This window comes from Flavobacterium sp. XGLA_31 (assembly GCF_051547105.1).
Classification (GTDB): domain Bacteria; phylum Bacteroidota; class Bacteroidia; order Flavobacteriales; family Flavobacteriaceae; genus Flavobacterium.
In genome coordinates, this window is record NZ_JBPTTM010000003.1 from 75,137 (window position 1) to 97,234 (window position 22,098).

Genomic DNA, 22,098 nt, shown 5'->3' on the forward strand with positions numbered 1-22,098 from the left:
CCTCTTTTCATTATGATAAATGATTCTCAAAAAATCTTAGTGGTGGTGGCTTTCCATTTCACAGCTGTCATTCAAATGCTCATGGAAGGCTGTCGCCAATGCGTTATTCCCGTCGGTATCATTAGGGCCTATTTCGATTACGCCATCTCCGTCACCGTCAACCGCACTGCTCAAATCAATAGCACTTACCACTTGGTTCAAATCAAAGTTGAACACTAAGTCATAAGAACCGGAAGTGATTACCAAATTTTGGGTAGCATCCTGATAATGGATTTCAAATTGTTGTTCAAAGTTATTCCAATATACAAACGGAGTTCCGTTGATGGTTCCGGTAATTTCAACCGTTTTCCCAAATATAGGAGAAGCAGCTACCAAGCTTGGACTTAGTTTGAATTCTACTTCAGAGTAAGTTCCGTTAGGCACTGTCACTGTAGTTATCGGAGCGGATTGGTTAAGCAAATCTAATTCCCAAGGACCGTGTAATTCGGCTTCATCATTACCGTCAAAAGTCCCGTTGTCATCCCAACCGTTGTCATCCCCACCGTTATCATCAGCGCCGCCACTTTTACCGCTGAAGCCGGCTAATTGAAATTCGATTTCTCTGATGTTTACCTTAAAGCTGTTCAACACTACGCCATTGGCTGTTTTGCCGGCAGCATTTGTGTACGTTGCTTTTGCTGTGATGGTCATGTTACCACTGGCTGAAGAACTGTCGCTGGAACAAGAGCTCACAGCGAAAACCAAAACCATAAGTCCGAGGATTGCTTTTAAATTTTTCATACTGGATTTTTTTGTGTTAATTTAAGTTATTGCGTATGGTTGAAACAAACAACATAAACGATACCCTACTTCAGAAAAATCAATATAGCATTTTTATCTCTTTGACTTCATAGTAATGCACCAGGTCATCTTCCTGTAAAAGAGCTAGTTTCCCTTCTCGGGTTACTTCCTGAATAATTCCCATAAAACGGTGGCCATTGATATCCTCAAAAGCACTCGGAAGTTTTATTTTATATAAATTTTGCAGATACTGTTGCCAGAGTATATCTGCTTCCACCTGCAATTGTTCCTGTAAACTTTCGACCAAAAGAGTAGCCAAAATTTCAACATCAAAAGTTTTCCCGGTGAGACATGCCAAGGAAGAAGCTTGCGGCAAGTTTTCAAAATTGGTTTGATTCACATTCAGACCGATACCAACAACCGTTACCATACTGCCATCCGGTTTGAGGCTGTTTTCAATAAGTATGCCACCTATCTTTTTATTTTCTGCCATAATGTCGTTGGGCCATTTCAATTGAATTTTAGGAATTTGCAACCTGTGCAAAACCGCCACAACCGATAATGCCACAGCTACGTTGAAATCAAATATCGTGTAATCTCCTGTAGCCATTTGTTTAACCAAAACACTCATAGTAAGGTTTTTACCGGGTTCCGAATACCACTTGGCTCCCATTTGTCCTCGTCCTTTGGTCTGTTCCCGAGCCAAAACAAGAGTGTAATTTTCCATATCTTTTTCGCGAGCTAATTGCTTCAAATAGTCGTTGGTAGAATCTATGGCATCGAGTTTGATAATAGACATGATGTGAATGAATAAGATTAACAAATTTTAAACTTTTGTTAGGCAAAAATAATTACAAAATGTAATACCTTTGTCCAATATACATAATAAATACATGGCGAAAAAAGTAGCGCAATCAGATGTTCTTTTAGCAAACATCATCAAAGGCATAGAAGAGGTAAAAGGGAATGATATTGATATCCTCGATTTGAGAGAAATAGATACCGCAGTTTGTGATTATTTTATCATCTGCAACGGAACTTCAAATACTCAGGTTAACGCGATTGTTAACTCCATCCAAAAAACAGTTTCCAAAGAATTAAAAGACAAGCCTTGGCACGTAGAAGGTACTGACAATGGCGAATGGGTTTTAATGGATTATGTGAACATCGTAGTACACGTTTTCCAGAAACAAATTCGTGAATTTTACAACATTGAAGGCCTTTGGGGTGATGCCAAAATTACTTCCATACAAACCAATTACTAAAAAGCAGACAAGACAAAAATGGCCAGCGAAAAGAATCCGAATAATTTCAAAGTAAGTCCGTGGTGGATTTACGCAGCGTTGATAGTGGGCTTTATTGCTATCAATTATTTTTTTGGCGGTTCAAATTTTCAGGATGCAGCCAAAATATCCTCGGCAAAATTTGACGAATACCTTCAAAAAGGACAAATTGAAAAGGTAATTGTTTACAGCAAAACCGAAGGAGAAGCCTATTTAACACAGGCTGCTCTGAAAGACAAGGCACACGCCAAAGTGGCCAAAGACATGTTGGGCAACCCAAACAAAGGTCCTCACTACTCTTTTGACATCGGGAATGATGAAATTTTCCAAAATAAAATTGTAAAAGCCGCGCAAGAAGGCAAACTGAAAGATTACGATTTCAAACAAAAAAGCAATTGGTCTGACATCTTCATTCAGTTGTTGCCGATTATTGTGATTATCGGTCTCTGGATTTTAATCATGCGACGCATGTCCGGCGGTGGTGCCGGTGGTGGCGGTGGACAAATTTTCAACATCGGAAAATCGAAAGCCAAACTTTTTGATGAAAAGACCGATGTAAAAGTAACCTTCAAAGACGTAGCCGGATTGGAAGGCGCCAAAGAAGAGGTACAGGAAATTGTAGAATTTTTGAGAAACCCTGATAAATACACGTCCTTAGGAGGAAAGATTCCGAAAGGTGCATTACTTGTAGGGCCTCCGGGAACCGGAAAAACCTTGTTAGCGAAAGCCGTAGCCGGTGAAGCCAAAGTACCATTCTTCTCTTTATCCGGTTCGGATTTTGTGGAAATGTTTGTAGGTGTTGGAGCTTCCCGCGTGAGAGATTTATTCAAACAGGCCAAAGACAAATCCCCATCCATCATCTTCATTGATGAAATTGATGCGGTAGGTAGAGCCCGTGGCAAAAACAATTTCTCAGGTTCAAACGATGAGCGCGAAAACACCTTAAATCAGTTATTGACTGAAATGGATGGTTTCGGCACCAATACTCACGTTATTGTTTTAGCAGCTACCAACCGTGCGGATGTTTTAGACAAAGCTTTAATGCGTGCGGGTCGTTTTGACCGTCAAATCTATGTAGACTTACCGGACATCCGCGAGCGAAAAGAAATATTTGAAGTGCATTTACAGCCGTTAAAAAAAGTAGACGATTTAGATGTCGACTTTTTAGCCAAACAAACACCGGGATTCTCCGGGGCTGATATTGCCAATGTGTGTAACGAAGCGGCATTAATTGCTGCCCGAAACAACAAAACCGCTGTTGACAAGCAGGATTTCTTAGACGCCGTTGACCGTATCATTGGCGGATTAGAAAAGAAAAACAAAATTGTGACCACAGAAGAAAAAAGAGCTATTGCGGTTCACGAGGCTGGTCACGCTACTGTAAGCTGGATGCTGGAACATGCTGCCCCTTTGGTAAAAGTTACCATTGTACCGAGAGGACAAAGTTTAGGAGCGGCTTGGTACTTACCTGAAGAACGCTTGATTGTTCGTCCGGAACAAATGTTGGATGAAATGTGTGCCACCATGGGAGGTCGTGCCGCCGAGAAAGTAATATTTGACAAAATATCCACCGGAGCTTTAAGCGATTTGGAAAAAGTAACCAAACAGGCTCGTGCCATGGTGACCATTTACGGATTGAATGACAAACTGGGGAATGTGACGTACTATGATTCCTCCGGACAAAGTGAATACAATTTCTCTAAACCATATTCAGAAGAAACGGCGCTAACCATTGATAAAGAGATTTCTAATTTAATAGAAACCGAATACCAAAGAGCGATTAAAATCCTTCAGGAAAACAAAGACAAATTGGAACAATTAGCCAATATTTTAATTGAAAAAGAGGTCATTTTCAAAGATGATTTAGAGCATATTTTCGGGAAGCGTCCTTTTGATATACCGGCTGAAGAAACCGATATAGTATAGGCTCAACCGTTTTTTAACATTTTTTTAAAATCTTAATTCAAAACATACTTTTGAATTAAGATTTTTTTATCTTTGAGGGATTTCAATTTCAAAACCAGATTATAACTTAACAAGCATGAGTCTTTTCAGAAAAATTTTTGGCGCTGGTAACGATGCCTCTGACGAAGAAAGTCAAAGCGAATTCAACAATACTCCTTCCAGTTTTTCATTGCTGCCTGTAGATGAAAAGTTTACTTATAATTTCAAAAAAAACGGTGGTAAATTTTTGTACTGCGAAAACCTGAATGAAGTAAAGGACCAGTTCTTGAATATCCTTGAAGAGAATGATTGGTTTGAATGCGAAGCGCTGTGTTATGAACCCAAACTTTACAGTCTGCTTGACGAAAACAAGTTGAGTCATGACAAACCAACGAATCCGAAATTCTTATTGGCCAGTTGCGAAAACCTGATTGCCGATGAAGGTTCCGTCCTTTTTTCATCCAATCAAATCAAGCAAAACAAACCCAATGACCTGCCGATTAATATCGTCATTTTAGCCACAACCAGTCAGATTTTAGAAACTAAAAGCGATGGATTGCGCGTGATTAAAAAGAAATACGACAAAGACTACCCAACCAATATTACTACCATAAAATATTTCGAAAAAGCAAAAGACGAAGACTTCCTGCAATACGGAAGTACTGCCAAGAATCTGTACCTGCTGCTTTTAGAAGATTTATAGCATGAGTACTACTTTAACCAGAGCACTGTCGGGAGCCGTTTATGTACTGCTTTTAGTGGCGGCCACTTTATATTCTCCTTACAGTTTCCTCCTCCTTTTTGGGCTATTGTTGTTGTTTTCGGTGTTAGAATTCTGCAAATTAATTCACTTAAAACCTATTGTCCCACTGATTTTGGCTGTAACGGCCTTTATCCTGTTTAACTTAAACAATACGGTAAAAACCAATGAAATTCTACTGCTCATTGCGGCCCTATTAGTTTCCGCCAGATCGCTGTTATTCCTTTTCGAAAAGCAACCCAAACTACTCGACCGCAATTCAAAATATGTTTTTCTGATTGGCTATTTAATATTGCCCATCATCATTTTTACCAAAATCCCTTTTATAGCCAATACATATCATCCCAAAGTGATTATCAGCATACTGGTTATGATTTGGACGAATGATACTTTTGCCTATCTGGTGGGGAGAAGCATCGGAAAAAATAAACTTTTTGAACGGGTTTCTCCCAAGAAAACCATTGAAGGTTTTTTAGGTGGAGCAGTATTTGCCGTCATTGCCGGCGTTTTATTAGCCCGATTTTATTTAGCTGAACCTATTATCCAATGGGTCACTATAGCTCTTATAGTTAGCGGATTCGGAACTTTAGGTGATTTAATCGAATCCAAGTTCAAGCGTAATGCCGGTGTAAAAGACAGCGGAAACATCATGCCGGGCCACGGTGGTTTTCTAGATCGCTTGGATAGTATTATATTTGTAGCTCCATTTGTTTATTTGTTTTATCAAATTTTATATTATGTTTCATAAAGAAGGCGGAAAAATCATTCTAATAGCAACTTCGGCAACTGTGGTAATCTTTCTTTTATCACACAAATTTTCTTCACCATCCATGCCATGGATGGAAAAAGCGATTCAAATTATAACGTTAGTTTTGTTGCTGTTAGTTTTGCAGTTTTTCAGAAATCCGAACAGAAGCATAATACCCAACAGCAAAGTTGTTTTGGCTCCCGTGGATGGAAAAGTTGTGGTTATTGAAGAAGTATACGAAGAAGAATATTTCAAAGACAAACGCCTTCAGGTTTCCATCTTTATGTCGCCAATAAATGTTCACGTGACGCGTTACTGCATGAGCGGCAAGGTAAAATTCAGCAAATACCATCCCGGTAAATATTTGGTTGCCTGGCATCCGAAAGCAAGTACTGAAAACGAAAGAACAACTGTTGTAATTGAAAACAGTGAATTTGGAGAAGTGCTTTACCGACAAATTGCCGGAGCTTTGGCACGCCGTATCGTAAACTATGCTGTTGAAGGAACACAAGTTACCCAAGGTGATGATGCCGGTTTTATCAAATTTGGATCGAGAGTAGATATGTTTTTCCCGTTGGGGACTAAAATAGACGTGCAATTGCAGCAAAATGCTGTTGGAAACCAAACTGTGATTACGTCTAAAGCCTAGACAAAATGAGTGAAAAAGAATTAGATATTCGATTTCAGGAGGCTGTTGAAATTGCTTCCAAAATGACACAATCTTCTCTGCCACAAGATGTGCAACTGCGGTTGTATGCCTATTACAAACAAGCCACATTCGGCACCATTGACTACAACCAGGCCTCTTCCAATTTCGATTTGAGAAATGCTTTCAAAACCAATGCTTGGATGCAAATCAGTCACCTTTCTATAGATGAGGCCAAAGAGCTTTACATCGAAGCCATTCATGCCATAGCAAAAGAAAAAAAATAGATTTATGAAACCGATGGTTCACAAACACCAATCAAAAAAAACTATTATGGTGGGTAAAACGATTCTTTCGATTGTTTTATGCTTTTCTTTTATAGTTCTCCTTCCTTCCTGTAAAAGAAAAAAACTCGAAGAAGTGGTAGAAGTACCACTACCGTCAGCCGAAGAAAAAATCACGATTGGTCATCCGGATGATGTGAAGGCCGATGATGGTCAGTTTGCCCTGACCAAATTACCTTACGAATACAATGCATTAGCTCCGAATATTGACATCCTCACGATGGAGGTGCATTATTCCAAACACTATTTAACGTACACTAACAATTTGAATAAATTAGTGGCTGCTGATGCCAACTTAACGGATTTAAGCATCGAAGACATCCTTAAAAAACTGGATATCAACAATACTGATTTACGAAATAATGCCGGTGGATATTACAATCACTCTTTGTTTTGGGAAAGTATGGCTCCTAAAGCCGGCGGTCAACCTAAAGATACTTTAGCTACCATTATTGATCGAGACTTTGGATCTTTTGACGTTTTTAAAAACCAATTTACAGATGCAGCCGAAAAACAATTTGGTTCCGGCTGGGCTTGGTTAATCGTTGACAAAACAGGCAAATTAGTTGTTACCAGTACTCCTAATCAGGATAATCCTCTAATGCCCAAACAAACCATTTCGGGCACTCCTATTTTAAACCTAGATGTTTGGGAACACGCCTATTATTTGGACTACCAATACAAACGCAAAAAATACATCGAGAACTTTTTCAAGATTATCAATTGGAAAAAAGTTTCCGAACGATATCAGGAAGCTACCACACCAAAGACCTAAAAAAATCCCTATCGAAAAACTGATAGGGATTTTTTTTTAGTGTTGAATTACCAGATAACTACTCTTAAACTATCGGGTTGATACATTTTACTGCCCGGTTTGATATTGAAGGCTTTGTAAAACTCAGGTATATTAGCCAACGGCCCGTTAATTCTGTATTGAGCCGGCGAATGAACATCGGTCATAATTTGTCTGATGATTGATTCGTCTTTAGCATTCACCATCCAGGCATACCCATAAGCCAGAAAATAACGTTGTTCTGGTGTTAATCCGCTGATTTTTTCCTTGTTTTTGTATTGTGGTGATTTTTTGAATGCTTCAAATCCCATCACGACACCTCCCAAATCCGCTATGTTCTCCCCTTGTGTTGCATCACCGTTTACAAACTTTCCTTTTAACGGTTCAAATTTGTTAAACTGTTCTACTATCAATTTTGTCTTTTGTTTGAACTTGGTCAAATCTTCCGGTGTCCACCAGTTTTTCAAGTTTCCGTTTTCATCGTATTGACTTCCTTGATCGTCAAAACCATGTGTTATTTCATGCCCGAAGGTAGATCCGCCAATGATTCCGTAAAGAATGGCATCATCAGGCATACGCCCTTCAAACCCGGGAACCAAGATATTGCATGCCGGAACCACAATTTCGTTGTTACTCGGATTGTAATAGGCATTATACGTTTGCGGGAACATATCCCATTCGGTTCGGTCAACCGGTTTTCCGAATTTTTTAATCATATAATTATAGCTCCATTTATTGGTAGCCATAACGTTGGCACAATAGGCATTCCTGTTGATAACCACAGAACTCATGTCTTTCCATTTATCAGGATACCCAACTTTCATTACTATTTTACTAAGCTTTTGCAAAGCCTTTTGTTTGGTAGCCTCACTCATCCAATCCAGTTTTTTGATATGTTCAGCATACACATCGCGAATATTATTGCCTATCTCCAAAAGCTTTTCTTTGGATCCTTTGGGCAAATAATCAGACACGTAAACCTGTCCTACCAACTCTCCTAAAGAGCCATCCGTTTGTTCAACAATTCTCTTCCAACGGGGCTTTTGCTCTTTAACTCCATTCATCACAGTAGAGTAGAAATAAAAATTTTGCTTTTCAATGGCATTATTTAAATAAGAAGCATAGCTGTTTACCAAGTCCCATCTTAAATACGTCTTCCAGTCATTTATAGAATAGGCAGTTACAATCTTATCTAAACCTTTATAAAATTCAGGTTGCCCAACAATAACTGTATCTGCCTTCGTTATCCCTAACTTGGGTAAAACATTTTCCCAAGCAATATTAGGAGTAGTCGATTTGAACTCAGTCAAGGTCATTTTATTGTAATTCTTAACCGGGTCACGAAGTGCTTCTAATTTGCGACTGCTCTTGGCCAAATCGGTTTCCATTTTCATGATAGTTGCCGCCTTTGCTTTAGCTGTAATAGCATCGTCACCTAGCAACTGCATCATCATTTCCAAATGTTTCAGATACTCCGCTCTGATTTTAACAGTTTGCTCATCCGTATTAAAATAGTAATCCCGATTACCTAAACCCAGACCTCCTTGGCTAAAAAACAACGCATGCTTCGAACTGATTTTATCATCCTGAGCCACATAAAAAGAAAATGCCGGTCCGGCACCGATAGTGTGAAGATATCCCATCGTATTCATCAATGAAGGAACATCCTGGATTGCATTAATTTTGGCAAATTCCAAACTCAATGGTTTTAACCCTGCCTTCTCTATCGTTAAGGTGTCCATACCGGAAGCATAGAAATCGCCTATCTTTTGTTCATTACTTCCTTTAACCGCATCGGTGTTTTTAGCCGACTTTTCACAAATGTCTTTGATTTGGGCATTAATGGTATCGCCAATCATTCTGAAAATCCCGTTGCTGCTTTCACTATTGGGAATTGGGTGCTTTTTGAACCAACCTCCGTTGGCATAATGGAAGAAATCCTCACTGGGATTTACCGTGGTATCTCTATTAGTAATTAATGGGTCTTCGAAATTTACTTCTTTTTTGGAGCAACCTACTATTGACAATGTAAGCAACGCTCCGCAAATAACTTTATAAGATAGTTTCATCTATGGTAACGTATTTGGTTTGATTTAACTTATTAGGATGATTGGTATAAAAACGTCTCAAAATGTTACCAAATATATTTCTTTTTAGCGAAACAATACTGCAATAAAAAAGTGCCTGAGAAATCAGGCACTTCAAAATAAAACGATACCGCTTTATTATTTTTTGTCAGCTGCTTTTTTAGCAGCACAACAACCACCTTTTTTCTCACCGGCAGCACACGATTTTTTCTCGGCTGCTGAGCAAGATTTTTCAGTTTTAGCTTTTTCTTTTTTATCTTGTTTTTCCTGAGCATTCACATTCATTGTGAATAAAAAAGCTACTACGGCTACTGTTGAAATGATATTTTTCATGATGTTATATTTTTTATATTATTATTTATTTTGAATTATTAAAATTTGACTGATGATGCATTAGGCAATACTTCTTGTTTCCGGGGGTTGCCATATGCTTACCCTAAAATCCGAAAGGAAAGTATTCTCATAGTGATTGCTTTCCTTCAAAGAAGATTTTAAAAAAATATTCTGAAATTGATAATCAGTATCAAAAACCAAAAAGGTTACATTATTGAAATTGATGTTCAAAATACATTTTTCCTTTTGGCAACCGTTAGAGGAGTCACTTTCCGTTTTTTTGCCACAGCAAGACTGATGACACTTTTGTTCCATAGTCATCTTGACTGCTTTAACCGTAGGCAATACGGTCAAAACATTGACATACAAACAAATTATAACGGCCAGAAATTTCAAATTCTTTTTTTATTGTGAACCAAATGTAACCAATATTTTCAAAGTTCAAGTCGCTTTAACATTAATTTGATTTTTCCAGAATTATTTTGATAATCTCCGCTTTAGAGAGAACCCCGGACTGCCGCCACAACTGTTCTCCATTTTGAAATAACAGCATCGTGGGAACTCCTCTGACTTGAAAGCGAGAAGCAATCTCCTGATTCTTGTCTACATCTATTTTGATTATAGAGACCCGATCACCCAAACTGTCTTTCACTTCTTTTAATATGGGCCCTAACATTTGACACGGACCACACCAGGTCGCATAAAAATCAACCAAAACCGGCTTATCGGATTGTATTAAACGCTCAAAACTTCCTGTCATATTTATAATAATGTTGTCGGACAAACATAATCCGTAATGGGTAAGTCTGTCAGTTTAATTTCATGAAATCCCCCTATGACATCCGCAAAATTTTCAAATCCTCTTTGTTTCAGTATGGAAGCGGCAATCATGCTGCGGTAACCTCCTGCACAATGCAGTATGAAATAGCGATCTTTCGGGAATTCCGTTATTCTACTGCTAATCTCATTCAAGGGAATGTTAATCGCACCAACCAAATGCTCCGAATCAAATTCACTTTGCTTTCTGACATCAATAATCGGCGTTTGATCAATGAGTTCCAAATGGGCCAATTCTTCCGCCGTAATTCGATCTATTGAATCAATTTCTTTATGGGCACTTTTCCAAGCTTCAAACCCTCCGACCAAATAACCTATGGCAAAATCATAGCCTACACGAGACAATCGGATAATCGTTTCCTGTACTTTCTCATCGTTTTCCGCCACAATTAAAATCGGCTGCTTTAAGTCGGGTATCAACTCTCCTACCCACATCGCAAAGTTACTCTCCAAACCAATATTAACACTGTTGGGAATAAATCCTTTGGCAAATTCAGACGCTTTTCGGGTATCCAAAACCAATGCCTGAGTTTCATTGGCTACCATTTCGAATGTTTTAACATCATACGGCTTTTGCCCGCGATGCATCACCGTGTCCAAACTTTCATACCCTTGAATATTCATCAGTACGTTTTTTGGAAAATATTGAGGTGGTGTAGTCAAACCTGTTAATATGGCTACCACAAATTCGTCTTCTGTCAAATCCGGATTCAGGGCATAATTGGTTTTTTTCTGGTTGCCCAAAGTATCTGTGGTTTCCTTACTCATGTTTTTTCCACAAGCACTGCCGGCTCCATGATTAGGGTAAACAATCAAATCATCCGACAAAGGCATGATTTTATTGCGCAAGGAATGGTACAAATGACGGGCCAGCTTATCCTGAGTTAAATCAGCGATAACATGTTGCGCCAAATCCGGACGCCCCACATCTCCTATAAAAAGGGTATCCCCTGTTATAATTCCGTGTTCTTTACCCGTTTCATCTATAATTAAAAAGCAGGTACTTTCCATCGTGTGTCCCGGGGTATGGATGACTTTTACTTTGCAATTTCCCACTTCGAAAACCTGATTGTCTTGAGCTATCAAAGCTTCAAATTCCGGTTTAGCGGTGGGACCGTATACAATTACAGCATTCTCTTTTTTTGCCAAATCCAAATGCCCCGACACAAAATCAGCATGAAAATGAGTTTCAAAAACGTATTTGATTTTAGCATTGTCCTTCCGGGCGCGATCTATGTACGCCTGCACTTCGCGCAATGGATCAAAGACGGCAACCTCACCGTTACTCTCTAAATAATAAGCGGCATGAGCCAAACATCCGGTATAAATCTGTTCCAGTTTCATGGGTATCTTTTTTTCCAAAATTAAATCTTATCACAACTATTTTACATGATAATTGTCAGTTCTAATGCTCAGCAAAATTAAAATCCGAATCCAAAACAATCAGTAGCAAATGTTACAAACCACCCGGATATTAAGTCAGCAACTCGATAGCTGCCCGGTGCAATTTAATTTTTCCGGTGTTTTCCAATGCTTTCAACAAACGGGAAATCACCACGCGTGAGGTGTGCAAATCGTAGGCTATTTCCTGATGGGTATTTTGAATGAAACGCGAATTGTTAATCTTGGTTTTATCCATCAGGTACTTCAACAACCTTTCGTCCATATGCATAAAAGCCAGCGTATCGATAGCGTTGAGCATTTCTTTCAACCGGTCATTATAACTATTGAAAACAAAATTGCGCCAACTCTTGTATTTGCCAAGCCACTCTTCCATGTACACTACCGGAATCATGACAACCTGTCCTTTGGTTTCGCCGACAGCTTTAATTTCGCTTTGCGAATTTCCAATACAACAAGCCATGCTCATGGCACAAGTATTTCCTTTTTCAATAAAATACAACAGCAACTCCCCTTCATCAAAATCTTCGCGGAGAATCTTAATGGCACCCGAAAGCAACAAAGGCATTTTTTTTATATAGTCTCCATAGTCCATCAAAACATCGCCTTCTTTAAAATCTTTTAAGATGGCCACCTGGGCAATTTCCTCTATTAATTTCTCTTCAAATAGGCCTCCGTAAGTTTGTTGCAATAATGCTTTCATGGTTTTTTCAGAATTAACGATTGTAAATTTCGTCATTTTATTGTAAAAAAAGTGAATACCATCTGGATAAAACACCAAACTCACTAGTAACAATTGTTACTTTTTTTAAGCAAAAACACTGTATATTTGAGAGTAATAACCTTAAAGAAAAACAATTATGAAAAAAAACATGGGTTCACTGGACAGAGGCATCAGAGTTATTTTGGCTGCTGTATTCGTAATTTTATATTATAACAACATCGTAACCGGCGTTTTGGGATATGTTTTATTGGCATTCGCAACAATCTTTTTATTAACCAGCGTAATCAGTTTTTGCCCGCTATATCCTTTATTGGGCATCAATACCTGCAAAACCAAATAATCCTCTTCGCAGTACAAAAACTAAAAAGTGTTTTCGTAAGAAGGCACTTTTTTTGGTTTATATTTTCACAAAACTTTTTGTCTTTTTTATACTATTTTTAATAATAATGCGTTGTATAATGAGTAATTTGCGCTAACTAATTTAAAGACTATGGATGCCATCAAAATACTTTGGGTTGACGATGAAATTGATTTACTGAAACCACACATTTTATTTTTAGAAAAGAAAAACTACAAGGTAACCACCTACAATAACGGTCGTGATGCCATAGATGCCTTCGAAAACGGAAATTTTGATATTGTTTTTCTGGATGAAAACATGCCCGGTATGAGCGGCTTGGAAACCCTTTCGGAAATGAAAGAAAAAAAATCCTCTACGCCCGTAATCATGATTACCAAAAGTGAAGAGGAATATATCATGGAGGAGGCCATCGGTTCGAAAATTGCCGATTACTTAATCAAACCTGTGAATCCCAATCAGATTTTGTTGAGCCTGAAAAAAAACCTCGACCACTCGCGTCTGATTTCCGAAAAAACCACTTTAGATTACCAAAAAGAATTCCGAAAAATTGCCATGGATATGGCCATGGTCAACAGTTATGAAGACTGGGTGGAATTGTATAAAAAATTACTGTTCTGGGAGTTGGAGTTGGAAAACATCAACGACCAAAGCATGTCCGAAATTCTGGAAAGTCAAAAGATTGAGGCCAACGTACAATTCGGAAAATTCATTGAACGCAATTACGAAGACTGGTTCGAACCCAAAGCCGATAAACCGGTACAATCCCACAACCTCTTCAGAGAATTGGTGGTTCCGGAACTGGTTAAGAAAGACAAATCCATACTTTTTGTGGTCATTGACAACCTTCGTTACGATCAGTGGAAAGCGATGGAGAGCGTAATTGGAAACCATTACAAACTGGAAAAAGAAGTGCCCTATTATGCCATTTTACCTACCGCGACCCAATACGCAAGGAATGCTATTTTCTCCGGTTTAACCCCTTTGGAAATGGAAAAACAATTTCCGCAATATTGGAAAAATGACGTGGAAGAAGGTGGAAAAAACCTGTACGAAGCTGAATTTTTAACCGCGCATTTAAAGCGTTTGGGACTGAATATCAAACAGGATTATTTCAAAATCACCAATTTGGCAAGCGGTAAAAAACTCGCCGAAAACTTTAAAGGCTTAAAAGAAAACAATTTGGTTACCGTGGTGTACAACTTTGTTGACATGCTGTCCCATGCCAAAACCGAAATGGAAGTGGTCAAAGAATTAGCCTCCGATGACAAAGCCTATCGCTCATTGACTTTGAGTTGGTTTAAAAACTCACCGCTTTTGGAAATCATTCAACAAGCACAGAAATTAGGTTTCAAATTGATTCTTACCACCGATCACGGAACAATCAACGTAAAAAATCCATCCAAAGTGATTGGCGATAAAAACACCAGCTTAAATCTGCGTTACAAAACCGGAAGAAGTTTAACCTACGAAGACAAAGACGTTTATGCTGTCAAAGACCCTAAACGCATCGGGTTGCCTACCATCAACATGAGCAGTTCGTATATATTTGCCAAGAATGACTTATTTTTGGCTTATGTAAACAACTACAATCATTATGTAAGTTACTACCGAAACACCTACCAACACGGAGGAATTTCGCTAGAAGAAATGATTGTCCCGTTTTTAGTTTTTAATCCGAAATAGTCCCAGCGTTAAAAAACAGTCCGGCAGAAAGTTGTAGCAACAAAGCCGGCAGCCGCAAGGACGTTTTATCTAATATCAGAAAAGCAAATACCAATGGAAATCCTATTTTCAATTGACGAAATACAAGAGGTTGCCCAAAAAATAATCGCCGAAAACCCAAACAAAGTCATTCTTTTTCATGGCCCTATGGGTGTAGGCAAAACCACATTAATCAAAGCCCTTTGCAAAGAATTGGGTGTACAGGATGCTACCAGCAGCCCCACGTTTTCCTTGGTTAATGAATACGAAACCAACCAGCATCAATACGTCTACCACTTTGATGTGTACCGAATAAAATCCGAGGCAGAAGCGCTGGACATGGGCATTGACGAATATCTCTACTCCGGAAATTGGTGCTTTATCGAATGGGCTGAAAAAATTCCAAACCTCATTCCCGAACAACACTCAGTCGTTCAGCTGACACAAACGGTGGAGGGTAAAAGACGATTAACAATCACCTAATTGAATAAATTTTTGTAATTTGGAGCAAAATTACAATTACAAAGCATGGCCATCACCCCTTTCACCAAGCAACAACTTTTACCACAGGAAGAGAAACTGGAAGTATATCGTCATAAAAGTGAACTTTTTATAGGCATTCCCAAAGAAACATCCTACCAGGAACGACGCATCTGTTTGACTCCCGATGCCGTAAATTCACTGACTTCCCACGGTCATAAAGTCATGATTGAATCGGGGGCTGGTTTAAGCTCCAGCTATACCGACAAAGAGTTTAGCGATGCCGGAGCCACCATTACCAAAGACGTCAAAAAAGTATTAGGCTGCCCCATCATCCTAAAAGTAGAGCCGTTAACCATGGAAGAAATTGCTTTGGTCAACCAAAATACCATCGTCATTTCGGCCATCCAATTAAAGACCCGAAAAACGGCCTACTTCGAAGCTTTGATGAAAAAGAAAGTCACCGCTTTAGCCTTTGAATACATCAAAGACGAAGACGGTTCTTATCCCGCGGTGAAATCCCTAAGCGAAATTGCCGGTACCGCTTCGGTGCTGATTGCTGCCGAGCTGATGATCAACAACGAATTCGGAAAAGGCTTGCTCTTGGGCAACATTACCGGTGTCCCTCCTACCGATGTAGTAATCCTGGGAGCCGGAACCGTAGGCGAGTTTGCCGCCAAAACAGCACTGGGACTGGGAGCCAGCGTCAAAGTATTTGACAATTCCATTACCAAACTGCGCCGACTGCAAAACAATCTCAACCAAAGAATCTTTACCGCTACCATTCAGCCCAAATCATTACTAAAAGCCCTACGCCGATGTGATGTCGCCATTGGTGCCATGCGCGGCAAAGACCGCTGCCCGGTAGTCGTAACCGAAACCATGGTAGAACACATGAAAAAAGGAGCCGTGATTGTTGATGTAAGTATCGATACCGGCGGTTGCTTTGAAACCTCGGAAGTCACCACCCACGAATCACCTACCTACATCAAAAACAACGTCATTCACTATTGCGTGCCCAATATCCCGTCGCGCTATTCCAAGACGGCTTCGCTGTCCATCAGCAATATCATTACGCCTTACTTGTTGCAGATAGCCGAAGACGGCGGACTCGAAAGCGCCATTCGCTGCAACAAAGGATTGAAAAACGGCGTGTACCTCTATCACGGCATTTTAACCAACAAAGCCATCGGCGATTGGTTCAACCTGCCCGATAATGATATTAATTTGATTGTTTTCTAAAATAAATGGCCTGATAAATTTTCGGACTATAGAACATTGATTACTTTTGCCCAAAATGAATCAATCATGAAGTTTTACCAACGTTTTGCCTACTATTTAGTGGGTCTGGTTATCGGGTCGTTTTTTGTAGCCGCCGTACTGAGCGGTAAAGATACCCGATGCAATTATTTCCCCAATGCCCGGGTTTTGAACGACATTCGCAACAAACCTTTTGTATACGACACTGAAGCTTCTCGCCGTCTGAGTGAAAGTTGGGTCGATACCGCCGATGTCAAAAACACACTTACCTATGGCGATGTCGATTTTGACAAAAGCAACATCCCGGCCGAAGGCGGAAAACGATACATCATCTACGGAAAAACCAAAAAAAATAAAGAAATCACCCTCGAGGTCATCAATTATCCCGAAAAAGCGGTGCTGAAGAACATTATTAAAAAATAAAAAGGTGGTCTGTCCAAGACCACCTTTTCGTTTAAAAGAAGTTTACCCATCTTGCTTAAACATCAGTCCTTGACAAACTGTGACACCTTTTTTTGTCCGTCACTATAAGCCGCTATAAAGTACATCCCTTTCGGCAAACTCTCAATAACAATGCTATTAGAATCGTATTGCTCTAACAGGGTTTTACCCAACAAATCCGTAACCACAATCATATCCACAACAACCGGCTCGTTTGTGGCTACCGTTAGCACACTACTGGCCGGATTAGGATAAATACGCAGCCCATTCTTTACAAAAGTGTCGGTGCTTAAGTTCACATCATACGTCCTGCTGTAAACGTTTTCAACCAGCGTTGGTGTTCCTGTTTGGCAGGTAATTACATTGGTCAACATTACAATATGCTGAATCGTTGCAGGAATAACATCATTATAAGGAACAACATCATTTCGGGCACAACCTTGCTGTGGCCAAAACCCACAAATATCATAAGTGGCTGTAACAAACATCGTATCGTCTGAAAAAGAGATAGCAGAAGCAAAAGGAGGACAATCAGTCGAACCAATACTGAAATAAGTAGTAAAACTAAAACTATGAGACGATTCAGAGAGTGCTGTATAGTTAAAAACAGTACCCATAACAACTCCTGTTACTTGCTGTGAAAAGGATTGTACCCCAATAGAAAGAGTAAGAATCAACAATGATAATTGTAATTTCATGACACTATGTTTTTATAATTGAACTACTGTTTTAACGGCTCTTATCTGTCCGTAACACCCTAAAGCAACAGTATAAAATCCTGAAAAGGAAATTCACTTGTATTCAAATATAGGATTTTTAATTGCTTTCTAATTCGGCTAAGGTATCTCTCTTCAAAAAAAAGCTTTCAAATGAAGTGCTAAACCTAAAAATGCAAAACTCAAAAAATCCTCAACAACGGGGATTTTTCACGAGGCAATATGATGATTTTCGTACATAATGGATGAAACAAAATAAAAAAAATAAAAATGAAAACCCTTGCCGTCTCTGGCCTACAGCGCTTTAAAAAAATATTCAGCACTTATCTTACAAACTATGGCAAGACTTTTGTAAGAACTTGATTGTGAAATAGTTCACGACCAACAAATAAATTAGGATATTATGAACTCAACATCTGAAACCGGACACGCAAAAAACGTAGCCAACTTTGAAACCCTTATCGCCTACTGCATCGGCTACGGCACCAGCTACAATCCTGCAAATGCCAACCTGAAAATCGAAAGCCTTCAGGACAAACTCTCCAAAGCCAACCTGAAACTCCAAGCCGTCAAAGACACCAAAGTACCCTTTGACGCAGCCACAGGAACAAGACAACTGCTTTTCAAGCCCCTCAAACCCTACACCACCCGAATAATCAATGCCCTGATTGCCCAAGAGGCACCCGCCACGGTCATAAAAGACGCCCGAACCCTAATCCGTAAAATTACCGGAAAAAGAGCGCCCGAAGCCACACCCACACCCGAAGAAAATCAAATCTCAGTCTCTCAGCAAAGCTACGACCGACTGGTGGATACCTTCGAAGAACTAATAGCTTTAGCCCAAAACGAACCCTCCTACAATCCCAATGAAGAGGAATTGAAAACAACAGCCATGCAAACCCTCCGCGACCAACTGCTAACAGCCAATACTGCCGTCAGAAACACCATCGTTCCCTACAGCAATGCCTTGATAGCACGAAACAAAGAACTCTACGAACCCGATAACGGACTGGTCGACACCGTGCAGGAAGTCAAAAACTACATCAAATCTATCTTCGGAGCCAACTCCCCGCAATACCGGCAAATAAGCAATTTGGTATTCTCACGACCAAGAGAATAACCGCTACAACACTAAAAGTAAAACCCAAGAGTTTCATTTCTGAAACTCTTTTTTTTGTACCCAAACAAAACAAGCGTGTTAGACCACGACGGCCCAGTGTTAAGCCATGTCGGTAGAGTGTTAAGCCATGACGACCGAGTGTTGAACCATGACGACCCAGTGTTAGACCATGTCGGGAGAGTGTTAGACCGTGACGACCGAGTGTTAGACCATGTCGACCCAGTGTTGAACCATGTCGGGGGAGTGTTAGACCATGTCGGAGGAGTGTGAAACCTTACAGAGAAAAATTTCGGGTAGACCCCGACGGTGCAATTGTTACCAACAAAAAAGGGCAACCTTTTCGGCTGCCCTTTTTGATATACGATGAACTATGAATTAGTTTCCGTGTCTTTTTTCGATTTCCTCGATATCTTTTTCTTTCATCGTATCCACCAATACCGGCGTAGCAATGAATAACGAAGAGTAAGTACCAATGATAATACCAATCAACATCGCAAAGATAAACCCTCGGATAGACTCACCACCAAAGATGAACATGATTAATAATACCATAATCATCGTCAATGACGTATTCAAAGTTCTTGACAAGGTTGTATTAATTGAAGCATTTACAATATCTTTAAAGTGTCCTTTGCGGTCTCCGGCCAAGAACTCTCTGATACGGTCAAATACAATTACGGTATCATTCATCGAGTACCCGATTACCGTTAAGATCGCCGCAATAAAGTGTTGATCCATCTCCATGTGGAATGGCATGTATTTGTACAACGCAGAGTAAACACCCAATACAAAGATAACGTCGTGTACTACTGCAGCCAAAGCGCCTAATGAATATTGCCATTTGCGGAAAGAAATCACAAGGTACAAACCTACTACAAGCATCGCTCCGATAACCGCCCAGAAGGAATTGGTTTTGATATCCGCAGAAATAGCCGCTCCTACTTTAGAAGACTGCAATACCCCTACTTTTTTACCGTCGTATGAATTGATGAATTTATCATACGTCATTCCCGGACCGTAGTATTTTTTCAAACCATCAAATAATTTTTGGTTAACGTCTTTGTCAACTTCAACCCCTTCTTCTTTGATTTTGTATTTGGTAGTCAATTTTAACTGGTCGTCATCTCCAAAAACTTTAGCTTCAACGGTAGTTCCGAAAATCGCAGACAATTCATCAGATACCTTAGTAGATTCAACCGGTTTTTCAAATTTCACTTGGAAAGTTCTTCCTCCCACAAAATCAACACCCTCATCCAATCCGTTAAAGTAGAATGAAATACAGCTTCCGATAACAACTACGGAAGAGAATAAGTAAGACCATTTCTTAATGCCCACGAAATCAAAGTGGAAACCGGTGAACCAGCTCTTAGTTAATCCGGTAGTGAAGGTCAATTCTCTGTTTCTCGCAATATCTCTGTCGATAAAGATTCTGGCAATAAAGATAGAAGTAAACAAGGATGTGAAAATACCAATCAATAAGGTTAAAGCAAAACCTTGGATTAGTCCTGTACCGAATACAAATAGGATAGTTCCGGTCAATACGTGAGTTACGTTCGCATCAATGATAGAACGCATCGCACCTTTCCATCCGTATGAAGTAACAACCGCTTCTCCTAATGACTTGCCTTCGCGTAATTCCTCCTTAGCTCTTTCATAGATAATGATGTTCGCATCTACTGCTGTACCTAAAGTCAATACGATACCCGCAATACCCGGTAAGGTCAATACGAACCCGAAGCTGGCCATTACACCAAATAAGAATAATAAGTTCAACAACAAAGCAGCATTAGCATACCAACCTGCTCTACCGTAATAGAATACCATCCACAAACATACCATCAACAACCCTACGATAGAAGAGATCAAACCGGCGTGAATTGCAATTTCTCCTAATGACGGTCCAACCACTTCTGACTGGATGATTTCAGCTTCAGCCGGTAATTTACCTGCTCTTAATACGTTCGCTAAATCTTTGGTTTCTGATACTTCAAAGTTTCCTGAAATTTCAGATCTTCCTCCCGAGATAGGTCCTGAAGACACACCCGGTGCGGAATATACTACGTCATCCAATACAATAGCAATGTAACTTTTTTGTGTAAAAGCTCTACCGGTTAATTCTTCCCAGGTTTTAGCTCCTGCACCGTTCATTTGCATCGTTACCGATGGTTTACCCATTTGGTCAAATGAATCTCTGGCATCCACAATAACACCACCACTCATTGGCGCTTGGTTATCGCGGTTTCCTTTTAAGGCGTATAATTCAACAGTTTCTGTTTCTTTTTTCGTTTTTTCGTCCACTTTCACTACCGGTTTACCCCAAACGAATTTGGCATATCTTTTATCGGCAGGCAATAACGAAAGTACTTCCGGTCTTTTCAAATACTCGTTGATTACGTCAACGTTTTTCACATCAGCAATCAATAAAACCGGTCCACCTCCCTGAGAGATGAATTTATCAAACAACGGATTGTTTCCTTTTTTAGCAGCTGTAGTGTCTTTATCTTTATCAGATAATAATTTAGAAAGCGTATCTTTTGGCTTAGCAGTTTCTGTTTGCACATCATTTTTAACGGTAGCTTTCAAAGCTTCGTTAGCCGATTGCAGGAAGCCCATCATTTCTTCGGCTTTATACGTTTCCCAGAATTCCAATTCTGCTTTGCTGGAAACTAATTTCTTGATACGATCCACATCTTTGGCACCCGGTAACTCAATCAAGATTCTACCGGTTTGACCTAGTTTCGCAATGTTGGGTTGGGTAACTCCAAATTTATCGATACGGCTTCTCAATACTCCGAAAGCTGATTCTACAGACTCGTCTACTTTTTTAGCCAATACCTTTTTCACTTGGTCGTCAGACATATTGAAGTCTACTACCCCTTGAAGATTACGGTTCGCAAAAATATCAGGAGAAGCTAATTTTGTAGTTCCTTTGTTAGCATCAAAAGCCTCAAAGAATGCATCAAGGTACGATTGGTTCCCTCTTTGATTTTTCTTAGCATCTTCTAAAGCTTTGTTGAAAATCGGGTTTTTAGAGTTGTTAGATAACTGTACCAACACATCTTTAACCGAAATTTGAAGAATCACATTGATTCCCCCTTCAAGGTCAAGCCCTTTATTGATTTGTTTGTCTTTTACTTCATTGTACGTAAAGAAGTCAAGAAAAACTTTCTCTTTTCCTATAGAGTCAAGATATTTTACTTCTTTCTGAGGGTTTCCCTTTGCAAAAACTTTAGCGTCCTCTTTTACTTTGTTGGCCACAAAAGTGAAAGAAAGTTGGTAAATACTCACCAAAGCAAATAGAATTGCGAAAAATTTAACTAGTCCTTTATTCTGCATTAT

Annotated in this window: 23 protein-coding genes; 14 read left to right on the forward strand and 9 right to left on the reverse strand. The window is 39.5% G+C overall.

All coding sequences use genetic code 11. The annotated features are described in order from the left end of the window. Window positions 1–36: 36 nt before the first annotated feature. Both ACSVH6_RS06910 and ACSVH6_RS06915 read right to left on the reverse strand, forming a co-directional pair. Window positions 37–780 (reverse strand): hypothetical protein, encoded by a 744-nt coding sequence (locus tag ACSVH6_RS06910; RefSeq protein WP_438076887.1) that lies wholly within the window; start codon window positions 778–780, stop codon window positions 37–39. Between the two features lie 79 nt (window positions 781–859). Continuing rightward, entirely contained in the window at window positions 860–1,579 is a 720-nt protein-coding gene (locus ACSVH6_RS06915) for a biotin--[acetyl-CoA-carboxylase] ligase (RefSeq protein ID WP_438076889.1), read from the reverse strand. Between the two features lie 94 nt (window positions 1,580–1,673). Here ACSVH6_RS06915 and rsfS point away from each other — a divergent pair, with 94 nt between their 5' ends. From rsfS to ACSVH6_RS06950, 7 genes are all read left to right on the forward strand, one after another. Further along, window positions 1,674–2,045, forward strand: coding sequence for a ribosome silencing factor (rsfS, locus tag ACSVH6_RS06920; RefSeq protein WP_438076890.1), 372 nt, complete (start codon window positions 1,674–1,676; stop codon window positions 2,043–2,045). 18 nt (window positions 2,046–2,063) lie between these two features. Beyond that, entirely contained in the window at window positions 2,064–3,989 is a 1,926-nt protein-coding gene (gene ftsH / locus ACSVH6_RS06925; protein ID WP_438076892.1) for an ATP-dependent zinc metalloprotease FtsH, read from the forward strand. A 115-nt stretch (window positions 3,990–4,104) separates the two neighbouring features. Continuing rightward, window positions 4,105–4,710 (forward strand): lactate utilization protein B/C, encoded by a 606-nt coding sequence (locus tag ACSVH6_RS06930; RefSeq protein WP_438076894.1) that lies wholly within the window; start codon window positions 4,105–4,107, stop codon window positions 4,708–4,710. A 1-nt stretch (window position 4,711) separates the two neighbouring features. Beyond that, window positions 4,712–5,515: a phosphatidate cytidylyltransferase gene (locus ACSVH6_RS06935; protein WP_438076896.1), complete on the forward strand. Its 804-nt coding sequence runs from the start codon at window positions 4,712–4,714 to the stop codon at window positions 5,513–5,515. Continuing rightward, complete coding sequence (locus tag ACSVH6_RS06940) at window positions 5,505–6,164, forward strand: phosphatidylserine decarboxylase family protein (protein ID WP_438076898.1); 660 nt, start codon at window positions 5,505–5,507, stop codon at window positions 6,162–6,164. Before ACSVH6_RS06935 ends, ACSVH6_RS06940 begins: the two co-directional genes overlap by 11 nt. Before the next feature lie 5 nt (window positions 6,165–6,169). Beyond that, window positions 6,170–6,448, forward strand: a complete 279-nt coding sequence (locus tag ACSVH6_RS06945) for an acyl-CoA-binding protein (RefSeq protein ID WP_438076900.1) — start codon at window positions 6,170–6,172, stop codon at window positions 6,446–6,448. 4 nt (window positions 6,449–6,452) lie between these two features. Then, window positions 6,453–7,280, forward strand: a complete 828-nt coding sequence (locus tag ACSVH6_RS06950; protein WP_438076902.1) for a superoxide dismutase — start codon at window positions 6,453–6,455, stop codon at window positions 7,278–7,280. Between the two features lie 47 nt (window positions 7,281–7,327). On the opposite strand, the gene ACSVH6_RS06955 is transcribed toward ACSVH6_RS06950, so the two are convergent. The 5 genes from ACSVH6_RS06955 to ACSVH6_RS06975 all read right to left on the reverse strand — a co-directional run bounded on the left by ACSVH6_RS06955 (window position 7,328) and on the right by ACSVH6_RS06975 (window position 12,659). Then, the gene (locus ACSVH6_RS06955; protein ID WP_438076904.1) at window positions 7,328–9,367 is read right to left on the reverse strand and encodes a M13 family metallopeptidase; all 2,040 of its coding nucleotides are present in this window, start codon (window positions 9,365–9,367) and stop codon (window positions 7,328–7,330) included. A 156-nt stretch (window positions 9,368–9,523) separates the two neighbouring features. Further along, window positions 9,524–9,718: a hypothetical protein gene (locus tag ACSVH6_RS06960; protein ID WP_438076906.1), complete on the reverse strand. Its 195-nt coding sequence runs from the start codon at window positions 9,716–9,718 to the stop codon at window positions 9,524–9,526. Window positions 9,719–10,175: 457 nt separating this feature from the next. Continuing rightward, window positions 10,176–10,478, reverse strand: a complete 303-nt coding sequence (gene trxA / locus ACSVH6_RS06965; protein ID WP_438076907.1) for a thioredoxin — start codon at window positions 10,476–10,478, stop codon at window positions 10,176–10,178. A gap of 2 nt (window positions 10,479–10,480) precedes the next feature. Beyond that, window positions 10,481–11,899 (reverse strand): MBL fold metallo-hydrolase, encoded by a 1,419-nt coding sequence (locus ACSVH6_RS06970; RefSeq protein ID WP_438076909.1) that lies wholly within the window; start codon window positions 11,897–11,899, stop codon window positions 10,481–10,483. A gap of 130 nt (window positions 11,900–12,029) precedes the next feature. Next, window positions 12,030–12,659: a Crp/Fnr family transcriptional regulator gene (locus tag ACSVH6_RS06975; RefSeq protein WP_438076911.1), complete on the reverse strand. Its 630-nt coding sequence runs from the start codon at window positions 12,657–12,659 to the stop codon at window positions 12,030–12,032. A 157-nt stretch (window positions 12,660–12,816) separates the two neighbouring features. On the opposite strand from ACSVH6_RS06975, the gene ACSVH6_RS06980 reads away from it, so the two are divergent. From ACSVH6_RS06980 to ACSVH6_RS07000, 5 genes are all read left to right on the forward strand, one after another. Continuing rightward, complete coding sequence (locus ACSVH6_RS06980; protein ID WP_438076913.1) at window positions 12,817–13,020, forward strand: YgaP family membrane protein; 204 nt, start codon at window positions 12,817–12,819, stop codon at window positions 13,018–13,020. A 150-nt stretch (window positions 13,021–13,170) separates the two neighbouring features. Continuing rightward, window positions 13,171–14,724: a PglZ domain-containing protein gene (locus ACSVH6_RS06985; RefSeq protein ID WP_438076915.1), complete on the forward strand. Its 1,554-nt coding sequence runs from the start codon at window positions 13,171–13,173 to the stop codon at window positions 14,722–14,724. Between the two features lie 93 nt (window positions 14,725–14,817). After that, window positions 14,818–15,225 carry a tRNA (adenosine(37)-N6)-threonylcarbamoyltransferase complex ATPase subunit type 1 TsaE gene (tsaE, locus tag ACSVH6_RS06990; protein ID WP_438076917.1) on the forward strand — a complete coding sequence of 136 codons (408 nt, stop codon included), beginning with the start codon at window positions 14,818–14,820 and terminating at the stop codon, window positions 15,223–15,225. Window positions 15,226–15,270: 45 nt separating this feature from the next. Then, the gene (locus ACSVH6_RS06995; RefSeq protein ID WP_438076919.1) at window positions 15,271–16,464 is read left to right on the forward strand and encodes an alanine dehydrogenase; all 1,194 of its coding nucleotides are present in this window, start codon (window positions 15,271–15,273) and stop codon (window positions 16,462–16,464) included. Window positions 16,465–16,530: 66 nt separating this feature from the next. Then, the gene (locus ACSVH6_RS07000) at window positions 16,531–16,905 is read left to right on the forward strand and encodes a DUF4258 domain-containing protein (RefSeq protein ID WP_438076921.1); all 375 of its coding nucleotides are present in this window, start codon (window positions 16,531–16,533) and stop codon (window positions 16,903–16,905) included. A 62-nt stretch (window positions 16,906–16,967) separates the two neighbouring features. Here the strand turns inward: ACSVH6_RS07000 and ACSVH6_RS07005 are convergent, their stop codons facing one another. Next, entirely contained in the window at window positions 16,968–17,621 is a 654-nt protein-coding gene (locus ACSVH6_RS07005) for a T9SS type A sorting domain-containing protein (protein ID WP_438076923.1), read from the reverse strand. Window positions 17,622–18,042: 421 nt separating this feature from the next. On the opposite strand from ACSVH6_RS07005, the gene ACSVH6_RS07010 reads away from it, so the two are divergent. Then, window positions 18,043–18,759, forward strand: coding sequence for a hypothetical protein (locus ACSVH6_RS07010; RefSeq protein ID WP_438076925.1), 717 nt, complete (start codon window positions 18,043–18,045; stop codon window positions 18,757–18,759). Window positions 18,760–18,855: 96 nt separating this feature from the next. Then, on the forward strand, window positions 18,856–19,029 hold the full coding sequence (locus ACSVH6_RS07015) for a hypothetical protein (RefSeq protein WP_438076927.1): 174 nt from the start codon (window positions 18,856–18,858) through the stop codon (window positions 19,027–19,029). 105 nt (window positions 19,030–19,134) lie between these two features. On the opposite strand, the gene secDF is transcribed toward ACSVH6_RS07015, so the two are convergent. After that, entirely contained in the window at window positions 19,135–22,095 is a 2,961-nt protein-coding gene (secDF, locus tag ACSVH6_RS07020) for a protein translocase subunit SecDF (protein WP_438076929.1), read from the reverse strand. Between the last annotated feature and the right edge of the window lie 3 nt (window positions 22,096–22,098).

Coding starts and splice junctions, on each gene's coding strand:
- ACSVH6_RS06910 (WP_438076887.1), bottom strand. CDS start 780: ATGAAAAATTTAAAAGCAATCCTCGGACTTATGGTTTTGGTTTTCGCT.
- ACSVH6_RS06915 (WP_438076889.1), bottom strand. CDS start 1,579: ATGTCTATTATCAAACTCGATGCCATAGATTCTACCAACGACTATTTG.
- rsfS (WP_438076890.1), top strand. CDS start 1,674: ATGGCGAAAAAAGTAGCGCAATCAGATGTTCTTTTAGCAAACATCATC.
- ftsH (WP_438076892.1), top strand. CDS start 2,064: ATGGCCAGCGAAAAGAATCCGAATAATTTCAAAGTAAGTCCGTGGTGG.
- ACSVH6_RS06930 (WP_438076894.1), top strand. CDS start 4,105: ATGAGTCTTTTCAGAAAAATTTTTGGCGCTGGTAACGATGCCTCTGAC.
- ACSVH6_RS06935 (WP_438076896.1), top strand. CDS start 4,712: ATGAGTACTACTTTAACCAGAGCACTGTCGGGAGCCGTTTATGTACTG.
- ACSVH6_RS06940 (WP_438076898.1), top strand. CDS start 5,505: ATGTTTCATAAAGAAGGCGGAAAAATCATTCTAATAGCAACTTCGGCA.
- ACSVH6_RS06945 (WP_438076900.1), top strand. CDS start 6,170: ATGAGTGAAAAAGAATTAGATATTCGATTTCAGGAGGCTGTTGAAATT.
- ACSVH6_RS06950 (WP_438076902.1), top strand. CDS start 6,453: ATGAAACCGATGGTTCACAAACACCAATCAAAAAAAACTATTATGGTG.
- ACSVH6_RS06955 (WP_438076904.1), bottom strand. CDS start 9,367: ATGAAACTATCTTATAAAGTTATTTGCGGAGCGTTGCTTACATTGTCA.
- ACSVH6_RS06960 (WP_438076906.1), bottom strand. CDS start 9,718: ATGAAAAATATCATTTCAACAGTAGCCGTAGTAGCTTTTTTATTCACA.
- trxA (WP_438076907.1), bottom strand. CDS start 10,478: ATGACAGGAAGTTTTGAGCGTTTAATACAATCCGATAAGCCGGTTTTG.
- ACSVH6_RS06970 (WP_438076909.1), bottom strand. CDS start 11,899: ATGAAACTGGAACAGATTTATACCGGATGTTTGGCTCATGCCGCTTAT.
- ACSVH6_RS06975 (WP_438076911.1), bottom strand. CDS start 12,659: ATGAAAGCATTATTGCAACAAACTTACGGAGGCCTATTTGAAGAGAAA.
- ACSVH6_RS06980 (WP_438076913.1), top strand. CDS start 12,817: ATGAAAAAAAACATGGGTTCACTGGACAGAGGCATCAGAGTTATTTTG.
- ACSVH6_RS06985 (WP_438076915.1), top strand. CDS start 13,171: ATGGATGCCATCAAAATACTTTGGGTTGACGATGAAATTGATTTACTG.
- tsaE (WP_438076917.1), top strand. CDS start 14,818: ATGGAAATCCTATTTTCAATTGACGAAATACAAGAGGTTGCCCAAAAA.
- ACSVH6_RS06995 (WP_438076919.1), top strand. CDS start 15,271: ATGGCCATCACCCCTTTCACCAAGCAACAACTTTTACCACAGGAAGAG.
- ACSVH6_RS07000 (WP_438076921.1), top strand. CDS start 16,531: ATGAAGTTTTACCAACGTTTTGCCTACTATTTAGTGGGTCTGGTTATC.
- ACSVH6_RS07005 (WP_438076923.1), bottom strand. CDS start 17,621: ATGAAATTACAATTATCATTGTTGATTCTTACTCTTTCTATTGGGGTA.
- ACSVH6_RS07010 (WP_438076925.1), top strand. CDS start 18,043: ATGAACTCAACATCTGAAACCGGACACGCAAAAAACGTAGCCAACTTT.
- secDF (WP_438076929.1), bottom strand. CDS start 22,095: ATGCAGAATAAAGGACTAGTTAAATTTTTCGCAATTCTATTTGCTTTG.